Origin of the sequence: Xenorhabdus littoralis (genome assembly GCF_033949345.1) — a bacterium.
In the GTDB taxonomy this organism is placed as follows: domain Bacteria; phylum Pseudomonadota; class Gammaproteobacteria; order Enterobacterales; family Enterobacteriaceae; genus Xenorhabdus; species Xenorhabdus littoralis.
Window position 1 is genome coordinate 1 of sequence record NZ_VCDP01000059.1, and the last position, 22,269, is coordinate 22,269.

The window sequence follows — 22,269 nt, forward strand, 5'->3', positions numbered from 1 at the left end:
TATTAATGAAAATAATCAACATAAATCTACTTTCCATAGCTGGCACACTTAGAAAACCTGACTATAATTATATAATGATAATATTAAGTCGGTCGTATTAATGCCTGCTAATTTGGCGGTTAATACATTTACACTATTTATAACACAGCAAAATCATATTATTTAAGATTAAGTTAACGTATAGAGTCACATCTCTATGAAATAAATAATGATCTTTAAATACTTCTATTTATCATTAGTCGGTTCAGGATGATAGCCTTGGATAGCTATTGTATTTAAAGAGGAATATGAATCTCTCTAAAAACATATTCAGCATGAAAAATAAAAGCATTTTTTCTGTAAATACAAAAATATGATTTAGAGAATAAATATGTAATCTCTCTATACTCAATGGATTTCAAGCTGCAACTTGAAAGACAACGGGTATAATCTAAAAAAAGGCATCAAAATGAATGATACTTTTTTCTCTCATGCCCACAACTTTCAAAGTGCGGCGACGGGCAGCGTTGATCCACGAACCGGCCTGTTTAATTACATGTTGTTAGTGGCTCAGCTCACCGGCAACAATCATCTCGGCCCAAGCCTGACGGTGGCGCTGTCGTACAGTCCCCTGAATACCAAGAATACTGGTTTTGGCATTGGCTTTGCGCTCGGACTGACCCAATATGACAGACAAAACCGGCTGTTAATGCTCTCAAGTGGTGAGCGTTATAAGGTGACTGAAACCGACAATACGGTCTATCTGAAGCAGTACAAACAAGATGTCGTGCGTTTTGAAAAGGACACGGTGCAAAATGTTTATCGGGTGATCCATAAATCCGGCCTGATTGAAGTGCTGACTGGTGCAGAGAATGGCTATGACCTCAAAGTCCCCATCAAGATATTCAGCCCGATTGGCCACACCCTGACGCTGGACTGGCATTTCGACATGGGTTCAATCCCCTATCTTGCGACCATCTCGGATGAAACGCAGTCTCTGTTAACCGTCCACTATGAGTTGGACATTTATGCGAAAATAACGGTCTGGCCAGACACCGCAGAATTTCATGAGATCCAATTGCTATTTCAGAATGATTATGTCACGCAGGTCAAAAACAATTCGACCGGTCAGGAACTGGAATGGCAGCTGGGTTATAGTCTGGGACAGTCCCGGTTCTTAACCGAGATTACCTCCCCTACCGGATTGATTGAACGCGTTAATTATAATCCTGATGGTCACCGATTTCCCGAGAATGCCCCCTTGTCCCCGTTACCTTATGTCACCCGGTATACCCAGTATCCCGGCCATGGCCCGGCCATTGTGCGGACATATCAATATACCGATTTTAACTTTCTCGGTTACGGCGGATTTGGCAACTGGGACCGTGATGACGACTACCTCTATGGCGTGATGACCGACTACCAGTATGGTTCGACCGAAATCTGGGACGACGGTACCTCGCAGCGTCATATTACCCGGCGCTATAACAACTACCACTTGCTGGTGTCAGAAACGGTTCAACAAAACCAATGCAAGCGGGAACACCGGACCGACTATTATGCGCAGGTTGGGATTGCGTTTGAGCAGCAGCCTTCGCAGTTCCAGATGCCGAAATCGGCCATCGTCCGTTTTAATGATGAACCAGACGGGGACGTTATCCAGACGGAATTTGACGCGGCAGGCAACCCCATGATGCAGATAGCCCCGGATGGCACCCGCACGGACTGGATCTACTATCCGGCTGACGGCGATGGCGACGATTGCCCACCCTCGCCGCACGGTTTCGTGCGTTTTGTCAAATCCCAGACCGTCACGCCGGGTCAGTCATCCCCCGAAGGGGCTTATGACGATGCCCCGGTTCGCCAGACGATTTATCGCTATCGTCGGTTCCCTACCCGCGAGGGATCGCCCGCTGCTTATGCCGTAGTGCGCACCTATGAAGGCCTGTTCAGCGCAGGCCAGTTACTGTATGAAAAGCAAACCCATTATATCAATGCGGTTAACTCTCCGGATCATGGCCGTCTCCAGCGCATTGAAGATACGGTGCACACAACACCGGAAGCAGCTGCCCCTTCGGTGGAATCTGGCTGGACGAGCCAGCAGGCTTTCAGCTATAGCGTGCAGGGCGAGAGTCTGGTGCAAAGCACCCAGTGGACCGGACATGATCAGCTCAGCCTCACCACCCATCGTACCCGGTCGCGGTTCAGTGACAAATTATGGCATGAAATGGATGCACAAAACCGTACCACCCAGTATCACTACGATGATTTTGGCCGTCTCTTGAAGCAGCTCACGAATGCGGAGACCGATTATGCCCATGAAGTCCAGTATGCCTATGCCATAGAGGAGCCAGGATCAGTCACAACCATCCAAACCGATATGTGGGGCAATCAGCAGCGAATTCGCTTTGACGGGTTGGGGCGCGCCTACCAGCAGGAGATTCTTGAAAAGGGACTTGAAGCACAGGGCTGGCAGTTAATCGCGGAAACAGAGTATGACAGCTGGGGGCGGATAGTCAGTCAGATCCGCCATGACTGGCTGCCTGTGGATGATAACGCAGGCGATGTAACACTTATTTCTTCTCGTCAGCGTTTTGAATATGATGACTGGGGGCAGCAACATCGTATTATTCAGGATACCGGGGAGAGCACCCAGCAGGATTACAATCCGGTGACCCGTACCGCACAGATAACCCGACAGGCAGAAGGATTGAATTTTGCCAAAAGTACCGTGGTGTATGATAAACATCACCGCCCGGTGACCACCACACTGTATGACAGTGAAGGCAAGCAATATAGCCAGCAAAGCCACCATTATGACGGCCTCGGCCGATTGCGGGCCATGATTGATGAACTGGGACAAAAGACGGAATACACCTACGATGTGTTCGGACGGGTCAGCACCATCATACACAGCGATGGTACTCTCATCCGAAAAAGCTACGCCCCTTTCAGTACCAGTAATTTAATGACGCAAATTGAGGCCAACGGGATTGTGCTGGGCACCCGTAGCTTTGACAGCCTGCATCGCCAGACGTCAATCGCCTGTAGCGGCCGCACCTCTCATGCGACCTATCAGAACGTAGCGCCAGCTCCTACTCAAGTGACCAGCCCATCAGGCCAGACAGTAACGTATAACTATGACCTTATGCTGGGAAATGTGCTGACGCAGGTAGTAGTAGAAGCCGGAGATATGCAGAAGCATTTTATTTATGAAACGAAAACCGGGGTCATGACTGAAGCCCATGCCGGAAAACTAGTCAGCCACTATCTGAATTATACCCCCTCCGGTCGTTTACAGCAGGAAAGTTTCAGCTTTAATGATGCCGAAGCCAGTGCTGCCCGTCAGGTAAACTATCGCTATTCCCCTGTTGGTGTGCTGACAGAATATCAGGATGCCGCGGGAATAACCCGAAATGTAAACTTTGATCAATTTGGTCGTCCTGTTTTAGCTCGGGATTCTGATATTGAAGTATCCTTAACTTATGATGCGGCCAGCCGGCTCAATAGCTGTCGGGTGCTTGATATTCAACATCAGCAGGCATGTGTCACGACACTGAGTTGGGATGAATTTGGTCGTGAAGTCAGTCGTCAGATCCAGACGGCGACGGATACACTGACCCTTGAACAGACTTATACGGTAAAAGGACAGGTTGCCTCGCGTATTACCCGTTCGCAAAATAGCGGTTTATTACGTCAGGAGAGTTACACATACAATCCGGCTCGTCGCTGGCTGATATCTTATGAGTGTACCGGCGTGGAATGTCCCCGTGATGCTTACGGTTTCACGCTGGCCAGTCAACGTTTTACCTATGACACTCTGGGAAATATCCTGACCTGCATTACTATTCTTGAAGACGGCAGCAGCGATACGGCTACATTCAGTTACAGTGCGTCAGATCCTTGTCAGTTGCACATGGTGACCCATACTCATCCGGGGTATCCGGCCGCCATTACTCTGGCATATGACAAGGCCGGACGTTTGATTCAGGATGAGGCGGGCCGACAATTAACCTACGATGCTCTGGGGCGGCTAGCCTCGGTCAGTTTAAACGATACAACCAGTACTTATGCTTACGACGCCACTAATCGTTTGATACAACAACAGATCGGAACAGATAAAACCCACGAGCTTTACTATCGGGGAGCTACCCGGGTGGTTGAAATCCTGCGCGAAAGCGGCGTGGCGACCCGGCTGTTACGCGCTCACGGAGAAACAGTAGCAACAGTCACGGGGAAGGATACCCGTTTGTTGAGCACGGACGGACATAGCAGTGTACTGGTCAGTCATCAGGCGGACGGCAGCCAAATCCATCATTGCTATTCGCCTTATGGGCAACAGGCAGAAGAAGAACGTGATCCAGACATTCCTGCCTATAATGGTGAACGCCTTGACCCGGTCGGCGGCGTCTATCATCTGGGCAATGGCTATCGGGCTTATAATCCTGTACTGATGCGTTTTAATGCGCCCGACAGCTGGAGTCCATTTGGCGCAGGGGGACTCAATGCATACGCCTATTGTCTGGGCGATCCGATCAATCACATCGATCCCTCAGGGCAGATGAGTCTGGGCAATATTCTGGGGATTGTTTTTGGCGCTATCGGACTTATCGCGGGGCTGGCTATGGCTATTCCCTCCGGAGGGGCATCGTTGGCGGGTGATGTAGCTATTATCAGTGGTCTGATCGCGGATGCGACGGGCATTGCCAGTGCTGCCACTGAAGAGAGTAACCCACAGGCGTCTGCGATCCTCGGGTGGGTTTCCATAGGATTTGGTGCGGTCAGTCTGGGGACGGGTGCAATCGGTGGCATTGCCCGGCGTATAAGCCGGGTGAGCCAAAGAACGACAGCATCGTTTAGCAGGGGATACACAACCGAAACAGTTAGATTCGAAGAAACGCCACGGGGAATGAACATGGCTACTCCTAGGCCTTTCCCTATGGCTAACCATCCACTTTCCCTTTCAGGTTCTGTCGGGCGACCAAGTATTATTAGCAACCCTGAATTAGAGATTTTTCAAAATTATGTAGATAACGGCAGTATTACAGAAGTTATGTTTAGAAATGCAACGACCTTACAACTTGATACTTCTCAAGTAAGAAATGCTAGTCATATGATGGAATTAGAAAGACTGGGTTTTTTCTCTGAATTAAGCACAGGTAACAGAGTAATTATTAATAACTATCATTCAGAAAGACTTGAAGCTCAATTCGCTGTAGATATTACACTAGATAATTACGCGTCTTTATATGGACAATTCGTACCAACAAGTACAAATCCTTTTGCAGTTAGCCTTATCAATCAATTACGCATTGAAATTACTGATACGCTAGAACTCGGAGAGAGATTTACTGCTCGAGTAACCGACCACTTCCGAGATTTATGGCGTATGGGGGCATTTTCCGAGAGAGAAATAAACGTATGGTCAAATCTTGAGATAATTAATAGGTACAGGAATAATACGATTCTTCATAGGCTTATAGCCAATACTGGGTTACAAGAGCATGATGCATTTTTAGCATATAATCAGATAATGGACGGGCTTCTGTAATATGTCTGACATCCTCCCTGCCCTAAAGAAATTGTCACAAAAAGGACGGGGAGTTAATTTATTTATCGAGTAACTGCTCCCCGCCCGCATTGGGCGAGGGCTTACAGCAGTTTTCGCTAAATCGCCTCTTCGTCCTGTTCACCAGTACGAATACGCACAACACGGGCCACATCAAAAACAAAAATCTTGCCATCACCAATTTTGCCAGTTTGGGCAATCTGCATGATCGTTTCAACACAGGTATCAACAATATCATCCGGTACGACAATTTCTATTTTGACCTTTGGCAGAAAATCCACCATATATTCGGCACCACGATATAGTTCGGTATGCCCTTTCTGGCGACCAAAGCCTTTTACCTCTGTCACGGTCATACCAGTGATACCCACTTCTGCCAGAGCTTCACGCACATCATCCAGCTTGAAAGGTTTGATAATTGCATCAATCTTTTTCATGAAGTTTTCCTGTTATTACCAATTTTTACGTCCGAAACCAGACGTAATCGGATAGCGCCTGTCTTTACCAAAATCACGCTGTGAAATACGTGGGCCGATAGGTGCCTGACGACGCTTATATTCATTAATGTCAACCAATCGGATCACTTTACGAACGATGGCCTCATCAAAGCCGTCTGCAACCAGATCAGCCACTGATTTGTCTTTTTCAACATATCCTTCAAGAATAGCATCCAGCATGTCATATGGAGGCAGGCTGTCCTGATCCAGTTGATCCGGTGCCAATTCCGCAGATGGCGGACGATCAATCACACGCTGGGGTATAGCCGGAGATACTGTATTACGGTATTTCGATAATGCAAATACCATAGTTTTAGGGACGTCTTTCAAAGCATTAAAACCACCCGCCATATCTCCATACAGAGTCGAATAACCTACGGCCGATTCGCTTTTGTTGCTGGTCGTCAACACCAGGCGACGGCGCTTGTTCGACATTGCCATCAAAATAACTGCACGACAACGGGCTTGTAAATTCTCTTCTGTCGTATCTTTTTCCGTTCCCGCGAACATAGGTTCAAGCTGCGTCATAAACGCATCAAACATGGGTTCGATGGATACCACATCAAATTCCACCCCCAGTAACTCAGCTTGCTCTCTGGCATCATGGATGCTCATTTCTGAGGTGTAGCGGAATGGCATCATCACTGCCTGCACGTGATCTTTCCCCAACGCATCCACAGCAATCGCCAGTGTCAAACCGGAATCAATCCCGCCCGATAGACCAAGCAAAGCACCTTTAAAACCATTTTTTTGCACATAATCACGAACGGAAAGCACTAAGGCCTTGTAGATTTGCGCAAACGGGGGCAATTGAGGAATAGGATTTGCCATCAGTTCAATGTTCATGCCATTGAATCGGCACAGCTCAATCTGCTCTTCAAACGCCGCCATGCGATGGGTAATTTCACCCTTTGCATCAAAGACTTTTGAACAACCATCAAAGATAAGCTGATCTTGTCCGCCTACCTGATTGAGATAGATGATTGGCAGTTGGGTGCGCTGGCAATGGGATTTAATTAACGCACTGCGGATATTGGGTTTGTCTCGATTATAAGGAGATGCGTTGATTGACAGAATAATCTCCGCGCCCGCTTGTTTCAGAGCATCAATGGGTGCATCAAACCACAAGTCTTCACAAATCAATAAACCGAGGTTATAACCCTTAAATGGTACAACACAGCGTTGATCACCCGCTTTGAAATAACGCTCTTCATCAAAGACACCATAGTTAGGCAGCAATTGTTTGAAATAGCGCGCAACAACCTCCCCTTTCCAAAACAGGGAAAGAGCATTGTAGAGTTTACCGTCCTGCTGCCACGGGTGCCCGACCAGAATTCCCACCTGAGAACTTGCCTCTTGCAAACGGGCTAATTGTTCACGACAACGCTGGTGAAAATCGGGACGGAACAGCAAATCTTCAGGAAAATAGCCAGACAGCGCCAGCTCCGAAAACATAACCAGATCAGCACCTTTTTCTTGCTGTTCTTGTACTGTCTGCAACATGCGTTCGCTGTTGCCTTCAATGTCTCCCACCAGCCAATTTAACTGTGCAAGACCTATATTAAGAGTACGACTCATAGAATGCGGCTCTCCTAAGCCATAATTCATTTATCTGTCTTGCTCAGCCCCAGCAAGACAATTCATCTCTATACCCGTCGTCTTTCAAATTGCAGCTTGTCGGCTGTGCTGAAATTTGAAGTCTATCGGGGATATATATTTCTATTCAGTGTAAGAATTTCTGGAATGGTCGAAAAGTTATTCTTTAAAATCGTTAGCATCCAATTCATGACGTGCCAGCAATTTATAAAATTCAGTCCGGTTGCGTCCTGCCATACGGGCAGCGTGGGTCACATTGCCTTTGGTCATTTGCAGCAATTTACGCAGGTAATTCAGTTCAAATTGCCCACGGGCCTCCACAAATGTCGGCAGTGCCGTATTTTCCCCTTCCAACGCCTGCATAACCAGAGCATCACTAATTACCGGCGCTGTCGTCAGTGCCACACATTGCTCGATGACGTTAACCAATTGACGAACATTCCCCGGCCAGCTTGCTGCCATCAGGCATTTCATGGCATTGGTGGAAAAACTGCGAACAAAAGGCTTATGACGCTTGGCGGATTCACGCAACAGATGATTAGCCAACAGAGGGATATCTTCCCCGCGTTCATTCAGTGTGGGAATTTTCAGGTTGACGACGTTCAATCGATAATAGAGATCTTCACGAAATTCATTACGCTGCATCGCTTTTGGCAAGTCACGGTGAGTAGCAGAAATAATTCTGACATCAATGTCGATATCGCGATTACTTCCCAATGGGCGAACCTTTCGCTCCTGCAACACTCTCAATAACTTAACTTGCAGCGCCAAAGGCATGTCACCAATCTCATCAAGGAACAAGGTTCCTCCCTGCGCGGCCAGAAATAGCCCTTCCCGACTGCTGACAGCACCAGTAAATGCGCCTTTGGCGTGACCGAAAAGTTCAGATTCAAGCAGTTGCTCAGGTAGTGCGCCACAGTTAATCGCGATAAAGGGTTTCTTCACCCGGGGACTTGCCCGATGGATGGCTTTAGCCAGCACTTCTTTACCTGTACCACTTTGCCCATTGATCAGAACGCTGACATCGGATTGAGCCACCATTTTTGCCTGCTCCAACAGACGCATCATCAGAGGGCTTCGGGTGACAATCTGCTCGCTCCACTTGCCATCTATGGCTGGTGTTGAGAGTTCCAGCGCATCATCAATGGCCTTGTAAAGTGCGTCACGGTCAACGGGTTTGGTCAGGAAACTAAATACGCCTTGTTGGGTTGCAGCCACAGCATCAGGAATAGAGCCGTGCGCAGTCAGAATAATCACCGGCATACCGGGATGCTGTTTCTGTATCTCTGCAAACAGCGCCATACCATCCATTTCATCCATGCGTAAATCACTGATCACTAGATCCGATTTTTCCTTCACCAGAATGCGTAATGCTTCATGACCACTCTCTGCGGTCGTGACACGAAAACCTTCGCTGGTCAGACGCATTCCCAATAGTTTTAGCAAACCGGGATCATCATCAACTAAAAGCAGATGGGCGGGATTGCGCGCTGTCATTGTTCTTCAGCTCCTTTTTCTTCTGGGGAATTCGCTTCTGCTTTGGTTTCGGGTTTAGCTTCCGGTTTAACTTCCGGTTTAGCTTCCGTGTTTGCAGATGGTTTTTCTTCCGGTTTGAATTTATTGGATGAAGTGTCTGTGTCATTCATGTGCCCTGCTTCACCTGAAGTCACAACATTGCTTTGGTTTTGCTTACGGGAAGAAAGCTGACGTTCAATATCTGTCAGGTTCTCTAATTTGCGGGATATTGAGCTAAGTTCATATTCTAAACGGGCGCGTGTTTCTTTCAAACGATCAATTTTATTGTCACTATCAAACTGGAATCGCTGGAACCTATTCCTTTCTTCAGCGAGGTTAATTTTCAAATACTGCTGCTCACGCCACAGTTGAAGTAATGTCCTCAAAGACACAGGAAATTGAGTGCTATACCGATTAAGATTTTCTACGATTTTCCGACGCTCAGATAGTGCAGAAGTGAATTTATTAATCAGGATGCTCTGTTTGAACGTTTGTTCCCAGTCAGTCAGAGTAAACTGTTTTGCCATTTCACGGGCTTCCGCCAATGACAACCTATCCGTACAATCTATAAATCTCAGCCAATAAAGCCCATTTTCCATCGCCTTTGGTTTCGTGATATCCCAGATTAAATCACACTCCTTAAGGCGATAATCCGTGATGCTCTGCTCTGGCAGGATGGATTGTGCAATTATTGCCAAATTATCTGATCCGGTTGTTTTAGCACACCCAACCAGCAAATAGGGAACAAACAATAGCAACATAGCACGGAAACGTAAGGTTGAAACCCGTGTCAAAATAGACTGCATCACAGCAGATTTTTTCATTGGTTGAGTCACAATATCATGCTGTTCCGTCTTCGTCATAAAGCGGTAAGTAAACCTCTTATACATATTATTTAGTCATTCTCTGCGGTTAATAGCAGTTCAATTCGAAAACATACGTCAGCAAATTCAGATTCTATCAGAAGAAGCTCCCCCCCCATCCGCTTAATACAATCTTGCGCGATGCTCAAACCAAGACCGCTTCCTTTAACTGCTCCTTTTCGTTGAAGCTTTCCTTGGTAAAATGGCTCAAAAATCATGCTTTTTTCTAATTCAGGGATAGGTGTTCCTGTATTGGCAATATCAATCTGAAGATTTTTCCCCATTTGCCGACTGGAAATCCAAATGTTACCGGATTCGGCACCATAGTGCACTGCATTGGAGTAGAGATTATCAATCACCCGCATTAACAAATTAGGTTCAGCCCAACAAGAATCTGTATCCAATTGAATTTCAGTATTAATATTTTTAATACGAGCCGGTAGTTGATGTGACAATACGACACTATCCACAATTTCTCTTAAAGAGACAATCTGATGCTCAACGGAGATATCCGCCAATTTACGGTTATACTCAAGCAATTGTTCAATAAGCTGCTGTAAATGCTTACTACTATAATCCAAAATGCTGACAACTTCTTTTTGATCAGCGGTCAACGGCCCTGCAATCTCATCAGCCAATAATTCTGTTCCTTCACGCATACTTGCCAAAGGTGTTTTCAGTTCGTGAGAAATATGGCGTAAAAATTCATGACGCTGAGATTCAAGCCAAGATAAGCGCTCACTCAGCCAGATAATGCGCTGTGCCAGCGATCGCAGCTCCCGGGGTCCTTTAAAAGACTCAATCTGATTTTCTAATGATTGCCCTTCCCCCAGCCGGTTGATCATCCGCTCAATACCTTTCACAGGCCCGATAATCATACGTGTAAACAGGGTAATCAAAAATACACTTAACAGGAATAAAATAAGGCTCTGCCAGCCGAAAAACTGCCCTTTATCTGCAATATCTTTTTGTAGTTGCTCACCACGACTGAATATGATGTTGCGGGTTTCCTGTACTATCAGGTTATTGGCAGAGGAAAATTCTTCAAGCAGCTTGGATGTGGCAGGTTCAGGGGCACCGTTGCTACAGGAAATTTTGGTAAGCCCTGATAGTAATTCATTGAACTTTTTTGTGTACTCCGTATTAGCCAGCATCACCATCTGATTACCGAGCATGTTCGAATACTGCCGATATTGGCGCTGATAGAGTTTTTCCAGTCTGGCATCCCCTAATACACAATATTGACGATAACTGCGCTCCATCTCAAGGGCAGCGCCAATCATCGCTTCGCTGCGCCGGGCATCCGCCAGCGTCGAACGATTGATTTCAGCTGCCTGAGTACTGAGCTGATCAAGACTTTGATAAGCCTGATAAGCCAGCACTAAAAGCGGCAATAACACCAGCCAGAAAGCCATTAACACCAATTGGCGCAATGAGCGGGGAAATAAACGCCATTTTTTCAAAAAAATCATCTCATAACCTGCATTTACATTGATACTAACCGATATCAGGCAGAGAAAAAATTTGCCGGACAGCGAATGCTAAAGTTACTTTTTCTGTTTTTGTTTCTGCAACTCTTGTTTCTGGAATTCTTATTTCTGAAACTAATGGAGATATTGGATTATTGAAAGCTATGCGGATGCATACATAAACACGATGGACAGGATATACCTGTAATAATGACGGCGGGATAGTCGCTTTTTACTATCCCGCCAGTGAGGATCCTAATGCTACACAATGAGCATTTAGGTGGTGCCTCACTCCACGTGTCGCCCTTTGTTGGATAAGGCCCGAAAGCGAGTATCACTAAGTTGGACGGTAGGCACCTTACTTCGGCATCATTCTGGGCTTATGTGGCATGTTTCCACCTAATTGCGGGCCGACATAAAAAGTTGAATGAGCAACTGCCCTGTATTATGCACATTACATGCCAATTTGTAAAATTATTTTTAATTAATTGATTTTAAATAAAATTTATAAAAATTCATATTCATTTATTTTTTTAACCCCTATTTCTTAATGCCTGACATGTGTTTTTGTCGCCAATTAATGACACTTAGCCATGCTAAAATATTTTTATATTAATATCATGCAATTAAATGTCTCCTATTTGAGACATTGCAATAGGCCATTGTCGCGATATGGAGACACTCCTAATGTAATTCATCAATAACATCACATCAGCGACAAAATACCTTCCATTTTCTTTTTTGGTATGCGGATTTAATTCCAGACATGCTGAGCTTATGTTGTGAACACATCTATGTTGAACACACCTATGTTATGAACACATCTATGCTATGAACACATTGCGGCAGCAGGATGGAGTGTCATAGATTCGTTAGCACACTATTTAGCACACAATTTAGCACACAATTTAGCACACAATCGTGCAATGAACTTACCGTGAGCTGAAGTTCTTGCTGGCGATTTCGCCAATCTTCTTCACCTCCTCTCAAATAGGTTTCCCGCACATCAGCTAAAACTGCGACCTGTATAGCTGGAAGGCGGGCTGCTGCCCAATCGGCAGCAATATCCTTAGAGACAAACTCCCCAGTCACTAATGTCCGCCACATACGCGCCAGCGTTAGCAGAACATTGCGCTCATCTCCCTGTAGCGTCTCAATTAAATCCGGCAGAACATCTTTAATCGCCCGGCGAATGTCCGAACTTGGAATAACAGGCAGAAGAGCACTTGCATTCGGGCCGACCAGCGGTATCGCTTCCTGCCTTGATTGAGCCAACACCAAGGTAAGTTCCGGATCACAAACAGGCTTGGGAATTTCTCCTGCTTCATATCCATGACGCAGCCACTCGCCATAAATGAATTCGCTTCGGGCAGGATAAAGCGATGCAGCGAGATCGGCGCGCAAGAAAACGATCAGTTCAACAGGGCGACGCCCATCAGGATCAGAAGGATAGCGACCCGATATCATCATTAAATCGGCAGCAAGACATTCCCGAATCTCAGATGTTATCGGCCGATCGATGACCACGAGCAAATCTACGTCACTGTGGGGACGAAGACCACCAGCTACAGCCGAACCATGAAGATAGACAGCAACCAGCGATTCCGCTAATCGCTTCTGGACAATCAACAACGCTTTATCAGCTTCAGGAGGAATAGTCATTAAACAGTTCACCTTTAGATTTTTCTGGGGTTTTACCCAAGACCAATCAGCCCCAATACACGTGAAAGATAGAGAATCAGTGTTGGGATAAGAATATCTATTAAAAATCAAATTAGTAAACAAAAGCCCTGATAAATTCTCAGGGCTTTTTTAAATAAGAATGAAGCGATAAGTTGAATTAACCTAACTGTTTACGCGCATTGCGGAAAATACGCATCCACGGGCCATCTTCACCCCATTCTTCAGGGTGCCAAGAATTGCTGACAGTGCGGAATACCCTTTCAGGATGGGGCATCATCGCCGTTACTCGTCCATCAAGACTGGTAATTGCTGTAATGCCGTTCACAGATCCATTCGGGTTTGCGGGATAATTTTCTGTCACCGCACCGTAGTTATCTACAAAGCGCAATGCTATTTGCTGATGTTTTTTAAGCTCAATCAAACTCAGGTTATTTCTGAACTCCACCTGACCTTCACCGTGGGCTACGGCAATCGGTAAGCGGGAACCCGCCATATCTCTCAGGAAGATAGAAGGGCTTTCAGCCACTTCCACTAAGCTAAAACGAGCTTCGTAACGCTCCGAACGGTTACGGACAAAACGCGGCCAATACTCAGTACCCGGAATCAACTCGTGCAAGTTAGATATCATCTGGCATCCGTTACATACACCAAGCGATAACGTATCCGGTCTTGCAAAAAAGTTGGCAAAATCATCACGTACCCGAGAGTTGAACAGGATGGATTTTGCCCAGCCTTCCCCCGCCCCGAGTACATCACCATATGAGAATCCACCACAAGCCACTAATGTCTGGAATTGATCCAGCGTGACCCGACCACTCATTAAGTCACTCATGTGAACATCTATGGCCTCAAAACCAGCGCGGTGGAATGCTGCCGCCATCTCAACATGAGAGTTAACGCCTTGTTCACGGAGTACGGCAACGCGCGGACGTGCCTGTGTTGAAATATAACAAGCAGCAATATCTTCAGCAGGATCAAAGGATAACTTCACATTCAGGCCCGGATCATTCACATCCTGCTTCGCCAGATGTTCTTGATCAGCGCATTCGGGGTTATCACGCAGGCGTTGCATCTGCCACGTTGTTTCTGCCCACCATGAACGCAATGTGCTGCGATTTTGACGGTAAACTTCCATATTATCACTGGAAATAACGAAGTTATCGCCTGCCTCAGCTTTACCTAAATAGTGAACACATCCACTCAGACCATAATTTGCCAGTAACGTTTCAACCCGTTTCCGCTCAGTTGCGCGAATTTGGATCACCGCACCCAATTCTTCACTAAATAATGCAGCCAAAATATCTTCATCAAACGCACTGATATCAACATTCAGTCCGCAATGACCGGCAAAAGCCATTTCAGCCAGTGTTACCAACAAACCACCATCAGAACGGTCATGATAAGCCAACAATTTTTGTTCTGAAATCAGTTGCTGAATCGCATTAAAGAAACCGGCAAGTTGCTCAACGCTGCGAATATCTGCGGTCTTATCGCCAAGCTGACGATAAACTTGCGCCAACGCACTTCCCCCCAGAGCATTCTGGCCTTGTCCCAAATCAATTAGCAGCAGCGCGTTGTCATCTTCCGTAGATAATTCTGGCGTCACAGTGCAACGCACATCTTCAACCCGGGAAAAGGCACTGATAACCAATGAAAGCGGTGAAGTCATTTCGCGTTCTTCCCCGTCTTGCTTCCAACGGGTCTTCATTGACATCGAGTCTTTACCGACCGGAATAGTCAATCCGAGTGCCGGACACAACTCCTCACCAATCGCCTTAACCGCTGCATACAGACCCGCATCTTCACCAACATGACCCGATGCTGACATCCAGTTAGCCGATAACTTCACTCGTTTCAGATCCTGCACATAAGCAGAAGCAATATTGGTCAGCGCTTCCCCAACGGCCATACGTGCCGATGCCTCAAAATCCAGCAATGCAATTGGAGCTCGCTCTCCCATTGACATAGCTTCACCATAATAGCTGTCCAGACTGGCGGTAGTGACTGCACAGTCCGCTACCGGAATTTGCCACGGGCCAACCATTTGATCACGCGCTACCATGCCGGTTATTGAACGATCGCCTATCGTAATCAGGAATGTTTTCTCCGCCACAGCAGGTAAATGCAGGATGCGTTTTACGGCTTCTGCGAGATCAATACCTTTGCGATCTAAATTTTGTCCCTGTGCTTTCATGACCTGAACGTTTTTTAACATCTTCGGTGTATTACCGAGCAAAACATCCAGAGGCATATCGATGGGTTGGTTATCGAAGTGGTTGTCATTCAGCAACAAATGCCGCTCTTCTGTTGCTTCACCAATCACAGCATAAGGAGCGCGTTCACGACGGCACATGTTCTCAAATAAGGCAAGCTGCTCTGGCGCCACAGCCAAAACATAACGCTCCTGAGATTCATTGCACCATACCTGCAATGGACTCATTCCCGGTTCGTCATTAAGAATGTTACGCAGCTCAAACCGGCCCCCCCGACCGCCATCGTTAACTAACTCAGGCATCGCATTTGACAAACCACCAGCGCCTACGTCATGGATGAATATAATTGGATTTTTTTCGCCCAATTGCCAGCAGCTATCGATAACTTCCTGACAGCGGCGTTCCATCTCTGCATTATCACGTTGTACGGAGGCAAAATCCAAGTCAGCATCAGATTGCCCTGACGCCATTGAAGATGCCGCTCCTCCCCCTAAGCCAATATTCATGCTCGGCCCACCCAGCACAATTAATTTAGCGCCAACCGGAATATCACCTTTCTGAATATGCTCTTCACAAATATTGCCTATTCCCCCAGCCAGCATGATGGGTTTGTGATAACCACGCAGCTCTGTTCCGTTATGGGAGTACACTTTTTCTTCATAAGTCCGGAAGTATCCCAGCAACGCCGGACGACCAAATTCATTGTTGAATGCGGCTCCGCCTAATGGGCCTTCCAACATAATATCCAATGCGCTGACAATTCTTTCAGGCTTGCCGAAATCTTCTTCCCACGGTTGCTCAAATCCGGGAATTCTCAAGTTTGATACTGAAAAGCCGCCTAATCCCGCTTTAGGTTTGGCTCCACGACCTGTAGCTCCCTCATCACGGATTTCACCGCCTGAACCTGTCGCAGCACCGGGCCAAGGAGAAATGGCAGTTGGATGGTTATGAGTTTCGACTTTCATCAAGATATGGGCGAATTCTTGGTGGTAATCATAAACGCCACTGGCAGGATCCGGGAAAAAGCGCCCGACATGAGAGCCTTCCATCACAGCAGCGTTGTCTTTATAGGCAGAGAACACATGATCCGGCGTCTGTTCAAAAGTATTTTTGATCATTTTGAACAATGACTTAGTCTGAGCCTGACCATCAATAACCCAATCTGCATTGAAAATCTTATGGCGGCAATGTTCAGAGTTTGCCTGCGCAAACATATAAAGTTCAACATCCGTCGGGTTGCGTTCCAACGCTTGGAAAGATCTCAGCAGATAATCAATTTCATCTGCGGCCAGAGCCAGCCCCAGCTCAATATTTGCGGCTTCCAGAGCTGTGCGCCCTGATTGTAAAATATCAATTTGTTTCAATGGTACAGGTTGCTGATGAACAAACAGGGCTTCAGCCTGTTCAAACCGTGTGAACACACTTTCCATCATGCGATCATGCAATAACGCCGATAACTTTTGCCACTGCTCATCATTCATTTCAACATGCTGAATGTAATAAGCAATTCCCCTTTCTAAACGGGCTATCTGGTTCAAGCCACAATTATGGACAATTTCTGTCGCTTTCGATGACCAAGGAGATATCGTGCCCGGACGAGGTGTAACTAACAATAGTTGACCTTTAGGTTCATGTTCATCTAGAGAAGGGCCATACTTTAAGAGTCGATGTAATTTTTCCCTCTCATCTCTCGATATTGGAGCATTAACATCTGCAAAATGCACAAATTCTGCATAAATTTCCGTAACAGGAAGACACTGATCTTGACACTGGGAAAGGAGCTTAGTAATACGAAACGCTGATAAAGCGGGCGAGCCACGCAGAATTTCCATAATAGTAGATTCTCTCATCTTAGAAGCAAAGCCTGACTGATGCCTCAGGGGAAACTTTGGCTATTATAGAGGAATGTTTATCGCGACGAAACCGTTTGCGTATCCATTTATCAACCAAGTAATACACTCTGTTGGATTCCTCAATTTATCTAATAAGGTTGCGTATCCTCATTTTGTTACGCAAAATTCTCGATTACTGGAAATTTAACCATGCTATTATCTTGTATTTCATACGGAGCCTAACAGCACTGGTGAGAGATAACTATTTGAGTAATATAAAGATAAATTATTTTGTCATCGTTATTATCGCGCTCCTCTCCGCTGCCATCATTGGTCTCAATATCAATTGGCCTAATAAGCAGCAGGAGCAGATAAACAAAATTCTGGCACGGGGAGAACTGAGGGTTAGTACCATCAGTTCTCCCCTGATCTCTATTAATAACAAAAACGAACCGACAGGATTCGACTATGAACTAGCCAAACGGTTTGCTGATTATCTCGGTGTTAAACTTATTATTAAGTTTCGAACCAATATCAATCAGCTTTTTGACGACCTGGAAAACGATAAAGCCGATTTTTTGGCCGCCGGGCTGATTTATAATAAAGAAAGGCTGGATCAAACACGCACAGGCCCTGGCTACTACTCAGTCTCCCAACAACTGGTTTATCGCAAAGGGACGACACGTCCGCGCTCGTTTGGTGACGTAAATGGCAAACTTATCGTCACGGCTGGCTCTGCCCACGTCAGCGAACTGAAAAAATGGAAAGAAAAATCTTATCCTGACTTAACTTGGGAAGAAACTTCACACGGAAATACACAGCAATTACTCGAACAAGTGTCCGAGGGAAAAATCGACTATACCATCAGTGATTCCATCAGCCTGGCCTTGCAACAACGTATTCATCCTAATTTAGCAATTGCATTTGATGTTAGCGAAGATCGCCCCCTGACTTGGTATCTGAAGCGCAATGACGATTATAGCCTCTACTCTGCCATGCTCGATTTTTTCAGCATGTTGACTGAAAACGGCATCATTTCACGGCTGCAAGAAAAATATTTCAGTCATGTGGGTTCATTCGACTATTTCGATACCATTTCATTTATTCGTGCCATCAATAACCTCTTACCCACATATCAGCCAATTTTTGAAAAATATGCAGGTTCACTTGACTGGCAATTAGTCGCATCCATTGCATGGCAAGAATCACATTGGGACCCTCAGGCAACATCTCCCACTGGCGTTCGTGGTTTAATGATGCTTACTCGTCCGACAGCAGAATGGGCAGGAGTTCATGACCGATTAGATCCGGAAGAAAGCGTCAAAGGAGGCATGGCTTATCTGCACTACCTGATGGGTCGTTTACCAAAAACCATTCCTGAGGATGAACATATCTGGTTTGCCCTCGCAGCTTATAATATGGGTTATGGACATGTTCTTGATGCACGTAAATTGACTGCCGCTCAAAAAGGCAATCCCGATAGTTGGTTGGATGTTAAAACCCGCCTCCCCTTGCTAAGCAAGAAAAAGTACTACACCAACACCACTTATGGTTACGCACGCGGTTACGAGGCTTACCGCTATGTTGAAAATATCCGGCGTTACTATCTGAGTTTAGAAGGGTATCTTCAGGCAAAAGCTAACCGCGAAAAAACAGAAGAAAATAAAGCTTCTGTGGAGATGTCCACAGTCAGTATCTCTCAAGTAGAAAGTGGTGAAACTGACAGTGATAAAGTGGACAGTAGTAAAGTGGACAATGCCAAAGATGGCAATAATGATAAAGCTGAATCCAATGAAGAAAAAACGCCGGGCGAAAAAACACCGGCGTGATCCTGAACTAATACATATTAGCTCAGACTATGGCATTTCCTGCTGTTGAGCTTTCAACTTCTTCAATGCCTTATGCTGCTCCCTGCGTTGTTTAAAAAAGGAACTCAACATAGCGGAGCACTCTTCTGCCAACACACCACCCGTAATTTCAATTTGATGATTCATTCCGGGATGACGCAATATATCAATTAATGAACCCGCTGCGCCTGTTTTCATATCGCTTGCACCATAGACCAGACGCTGTATCCGACTGTGTATCATCGCTCCTGCGCACATTACACAGGGTTCCAAAGTGACATACAGTGTTGTATTCAACAGACGGTAGTTCTGCAATTGGCTGCCTCCCTGCCGCAGTGCAATAATTTCTGCGTGAGCAGTAGGATCGTGGTCGGTAATTGGGAGGTTAAACCCTTCAGCAATAACGCTATTATTGGCAACCAACACAGCACCAACAGGGATCTCACCTTTTGCTTGTGCTTGCACAGCCAATTCCATTGCCCGACGCATCCAATATTCATCACTATAGACTTCGGTTACTGTATCTATTTCTGTCACTGCATGTTCTCTTGCTTATGAAAATCCTGCTTATTATAACGGGCCATCATTATTATTGTTGATTCATCTCAATTGGCTGGTTCAGCCTGAATTTCATCAAGAAAGACATCAAGAAACTGTTTCATACGCTCTGCCCTTTCACTGGCCATCTGCCTGCCCGATGCGGTCTGAAATCCGGACTCTATTTTAAATAACTTGGTATAGAAATGATCAACAGTATATGCCTTATCATTATATTCACGCTGTTTTGCCAGAGGATCATGAAAATCATACAACGAAGATCCCATGCGGCCAGCAGTATAAAAACAGCGACTAATGCCAATCATGCCGATGGAATCCAGCCGATCAGAATCTTGCACAATCTTGGCTTCCAATGTGTTGGGCGTTAATTCCGCAGAGAAACTATGTGCTTCAATGGCATGACAGACAGCGATAATATCTGCCTCATTCCATTTTAAATCTTTCAATATCAGAGCCGCTTTTTCTGCCGCCATACGAGAAGCGAGATGACGGTTTGGGGCGTTTTTTTCAACACTCACACAATCATGCAACAACACGGCGGTGAACACGATCCGCAAGTTACCCGATTCCGCCCCACAAATTTTTTGCGCGTTTTTCCACACCCGATAGAGATGAGCAATATCATGGGCACCATCATCACTTTCTATTGCTATAGGTAACAACTGTTGAGCTAAACTTTCAAACGGTGAAAAAGATAACATAGCCAAAGTCTCTCCAATGAATGAAAAAATCATCTTAATAAAAAAGGGGAAAAATTTTTCAGCTTTCAAGGAGAAACGACTGAATTCCCGACGATCAATATCCGCTACTCGATTGCTGCCGCCATAAATGTGCGCCTACCAATGCTTTCCACGGAGAAAATTCTGCCAGCCATTTCTCTGCCTGCTCAGCATTTACTTTATCTTCCTGCCTGAGCAAATATTGGAGATTACGCCTGACGGCAACATCACCATGTAATGAACCATTCAGATAGTTGAACCCCCGCAACAAGGCATAATTAACTGTCCACATACCAATGCCTTTGATTGCGAGTAACTTCTCAGTAAGTAATCTCACTTCGTTTTCTTCTTCTGAAATAGTTAGCGCTAACATGCCTGAATCGATGAGTTGGCTCACATGCAGTAACGCGTTAGCCTTACCAACAGAAAAACCACACTGGCGCAAATCATGCTGCGAGCACTGAATGACCTGCTTATAAGTTGGATGACACAGTAACCCAGAAGAATGCTGAATACCGATGGCCTGAATAAAACGCCTTCGAATAGAGATTGCTGCACTTAAACTAATTTGTTGACCGATGATCGCCCAGCTCAGAGCTTCAAAAGGTGTGGCAGACTGGTAAATGCGTAAACCCGTTTGCCGGGTAATCAATTCCCCAATGACGGGATGATTTTGATATATAGACTCAAAGATTTCAACAGATTGCTTTAACCCTAGCATATGTGAGGCCAGAACCGATAATGCCGCATGTGAGTAAAAAGGCTCATCACCATCAATATCAAGTTGTATCTGGGCTTTATTATTTTCAATCGTTATTGTTAAAAGCGCCGGATTATCGTGCCAAATAATTCCCTTTTTTATTTGATTCTGTTGCACAATTTCAGAAACTCCCATCTCATCTCTTTGATGAAAGGCCAGAAAATCCTTTATATGATAATTTATCGGTAAGGTAATTTCCGTCAAATAGCTTGATTTCACTACTAAAACTCCTGAAAAACAGATAATTTGGATAACTATATAATAAATTTCAGATCATATATACGTCTCATTTCAAGTTGCAACATTAATTTTATATTTAGCCAATTCATCATTAAGTTCTTTAATTTGAGTTTTAGATGGACTTAACAATAACAGATAAGCACCAATACCCATAAATAATATCATGCTGAAAACAACCAAAAATAAATCCAGAGCATCCCCGCCAGCATTAATCCAAATATCTACTTTTGATAAAAAGACAATTAAAACAATAAACGCCAAAATAAAAAAATAAGCTGAAAATATCTTTTCAAAACAAGAGGAAATATAATAAGAAGATTTAACCTTTACTTGAATTATGCCAGAATTTAAAAAGGCATAAACTTTCAACTTCTTAATATTATCTATATACTCACAATCCAATCCTTTTTGTTTTAATTTAATGAATATATTTCTAAATCTATCAGATTTTATTTTTGTAACATCGAACATTATCTCAGATGCAATTTCATATTTAATATAATCCTTATCATCCACATCTAAATAACTATCATACTGGTTTAAATATTTAATATATTTTATTGCTCTGCGCTCTCTAAAGATACTCACATCTGTATAAAGTTTCTTAAATACAGACAGAATAATGCCGATAAAAGTCCCGATAGTGCCTAAGATTTTTACCATATCATTACCATGTTTTAGTATGTATTCAATCATGTTTTTTCTCTAAAGAATTTAAAACATACTTAAGTATATACCATGATGAATACACTGGATCTTTTTTGAAATATCCCGTAAATGAGACGTTCCTTTGCACGTGTCATAGCAGTAGGTACGTAAATTAATCAATAGTTCCTTTTCATACTTAGATCGACGCAGCTTACCCAAATGTTTTAAGATAGTTTTTTCAGCCGTGATACTGATTTCATGCCGGACAATCGTAACGAATA

The 22,269-nt window shown here is 44.9% G+C and carries 14 protein-coding genes; 2 read left to right on the forward strand and 12 right to left on the reverse strand.

What is annotated here, in order from left to right:
* Positions 1-448: 448 nt before the first annotated feature.
* The gene (locus FE394_RS14760; protein ID WP_319927126.1) at positions 449-5,530 is read left to right on the forward strand and encodes an RHS repeat domain-containing protein; all 5,082 of its coding nucleotides are present in this window, start codon (positions 449-451) and stop codon (positions 5,528-5,530) included.
* Between the two features lie 116 nt (positions 5,531-5,646).
* On the opposite strand, the gene glnB is transcribed toward FE394_RS14760, so the two are convergent.
* From glnB to purL, 7 genes are all read right to left on the reverse strand, one after another.
* Positions 5,647-5,985, reverse strand: a complete 339-nt coding sequence (gene glnB / locus FE394_RS14765) for a nitrogen regulatory protein P-II (RefSeq protein WP_045958055.1) — start codon at positions 5,983-5,985, stop codon at positions 5,647-5,649.
* A 15-nt stretch (positions 5,986-6,000) separates the two neighbouring features.
* Entirely contained in the window at positions 6,001-7,623 is a 1,623-nt protein-coding gene (locus FE394_RS14770) for an NAD+ synthase (protein WP_319927127.1), read from the reverse strand.
* 177 nt (positions 7,624-7,800) lie between these two features.
* Positions 7,801-9,138 (reverse strand): two-component system response regulator GlrR, encoded by a 1,338-nt coding sequence (gene glrR / locus FE394_RS14775; protein ID WP_319927128.1) that lies wholly within the window; start codon positions 9,136-9,138, stop codon positions 7,801-7,803.
* Positions 9,135-10,019, reverse strand: coding sequence for a two-component system QseEF-associated lipoprotein QseG (gene qseG / locus FE394_RS14780; protein ID WP_319927129.1), 885 nt, complete (start codon positions 10,017-10,019; stop codon positions 9,135-9,137). Before qseG ends, glrR begins: the two co-directional genes overlap by 4 nt.
* Positions 10,020-10,051: 32 nt before the next feature.
* A complete protein-coding gene (locus tag FE394_RS14785; RefSeq protein WP_319927130.1) occupies positions 10,052-11,491 on the reverse strand; it encodes a sensor histidine kinase in 1,440 nt (479 codons plus the stop codon).
* 858 nt (positions 11,492-12,349) lie between these two features.
* The gene (locus FE394_RS14790; protein ID WP_319927131.1) at positions 12,350-13,150 is read right to left on the reverse strand and encodes an aminoglycoside adenylyltransferase family protein; all 801 of its coding nucleotides are present in this window, start codon (positions 13,148-13,150) and stop codon (positions 12,350-12,352) included.
* A 178-nt stretch (positions 13,151-13,328) separates the two neighbouring features.
* A complete protein-coding gene (purL, locus tag FE394_RS14795; RefSeq protein ID WP_319927132.1) occupies positions 13,329-17,216 on the reverse strand; it encodes a phosphoribosylformylglycinamidine synthase in 3,888 nt (1,295 codons plus the stop codon).
* Between the two features lie 266 nt (positions 17,217-17,482).
* On the opposite strand from purL, the gene mltF reads away from it, so the two are divergent.
* The gene (mltF, locus tag FE394_RS14800) at positions 17,483-19,045 is read left to right on the forward strand and encodes a membrane-bound lytic murein transglycosylase MltF (protein WP_319927133.1); all 1,563 of its coding nucleotides are present in this window, start codon (positions 17,483-17,485) and stop codon (positions 19,043-19,045) included.
* Between the two features lie 27 nt (positions 19,046-19,072).
* On the opposite strand, the gene tadA is transcribed toward mltF, so the two are convergent.
* The 5 genes from tadA to FE394_RS14825 all read right to left on the reverse strand — a co-directional run.
* Positions 19,073-19,600, reverse strand: a complete 528-nt coding sequence (gene tadA / locus FE394_RS14805) for a tRNA adenosine(34) deaminase TadA (protein WP_319927134.1) — start codon at positions 19,598-19,600, stop codon at positions 19,073-19,075.
* Positions 19,601-19,668: 68 nt separating this feature from the next.
* A complete protein-coding gene (locus FE394_RS14810; RefSeq protein WP_319927138.1) occupies positions 19,669-20,355 on the reverse strand; it encodes an HD domain-containing protein in 687 nt (228 codons plus the stop codon).
* Positions 20,356-20,416: 61 nt separating this feature from the next.
* Positions 20,417-21,319: a DNA-3-methyladenine glycosylase family protein gene (locus FE394_RS14815; RefSeq protein WP_319927135.1), complete on the reverse strand. Its 903-nt coding sequence runs from the start codon at positions 21,317-21,319 to the stop codon at positions 20,417-20,419.
* Positions 21,320-21,391: 72 nt separating this feature from the next.
* Complete coding sequence (locus FE394_RS14820) at positions 21,392-22,036, reverse strand: hypothetical protein (RefSeq protein ID WP_319927136.1); 645 nt, start codon at positions 22,034-22,036, stop codon at positions 21,392-21,394.
* A gap of 18 nt (positions 22,037-22,054) precedes the next feature.
* The coding region (locus FE394_RS14825) for a hypothetical protein (protein ID WP_319927137.1) at positions 22,055-22,269 on the reverse strand (215 nt) is incomplete at its 5' end.

What these genes read in the sequence shown, in the direction of transcription:
- FE394_RS14760 (WP_319927126.1), top strand. Translation starts at nt 449, where the DNA reads ATGAATGATACTTTTTTCTCTCATGCCCACAACTTTCAAAGTGCGGCG.
- glnB (WP_045958055.1), bottom strand. Translation starts at nt 5,985, where the DNA reads ATGAAAAAGATTGATGCAATTATCAAACCTTTCAAGCTGGATGATGTG.
- FE394_RS14770 (WP_319927127.1), bottom strand. Translation starts at nt 7,623, where the DNA reads ATGAGTCGTACTCTTAATATAGGTCTTGCACAGTTAAATTGGCTGGTG.
- glrR (WP_319927128.1), bottom strand. Translation starts at nt 9,138, where the DNA reads ATGACAGCGCGCAATCCCGCCCATCTGCTTTTAGTTGATGATGATCCC.
- qseG (WP_319927129.1), bottom strand. Translation starts at nt 10,019, where the DNA reads ATGACGAAGACGGAACAGCATGATATTGTGACTCAACCAATGAAAAAA.
- FE394_RS14785 (WP_319927130.1), bottom strand. Translation starts at nt 11,491, where the DNA reads ATGATTTTTTTGAAAAAATGGCGTTTATTTCCCCGCTCATTGCGCCAA.
- FE394_RS14790 (WP_319927131.1), bottom strand. Translation starts at nt 13,150, where the DNA reads ATGACTATTCCTCCTGAAGCTGATAAAGCGTTGTTGATTGTCCAGAAG.
- purL (WP_319927132.1), bottom strand. Translation starts at nt 17,216, where the DNA reads ATGGAAATTCTGCGTGGCTCGCCCGCTTTATCAGCGTTTCGTATTACT.
- FE394_RS14810 (WP_319927138.1), bottom strand. Translation starts at nt 20,355, where the DNA reads ATGATTTTTTCATTCATTGGAGAGACTTTGGCTATGTTATCTTTTTCA.
- FE394_RS14820 (WP_319927136.1), bottom strand. Translation starts at nt 22,036, where the DNA reads ATGATTGAATACATACTAAAACATGGTAATGATATGGTAAAAATCTTA.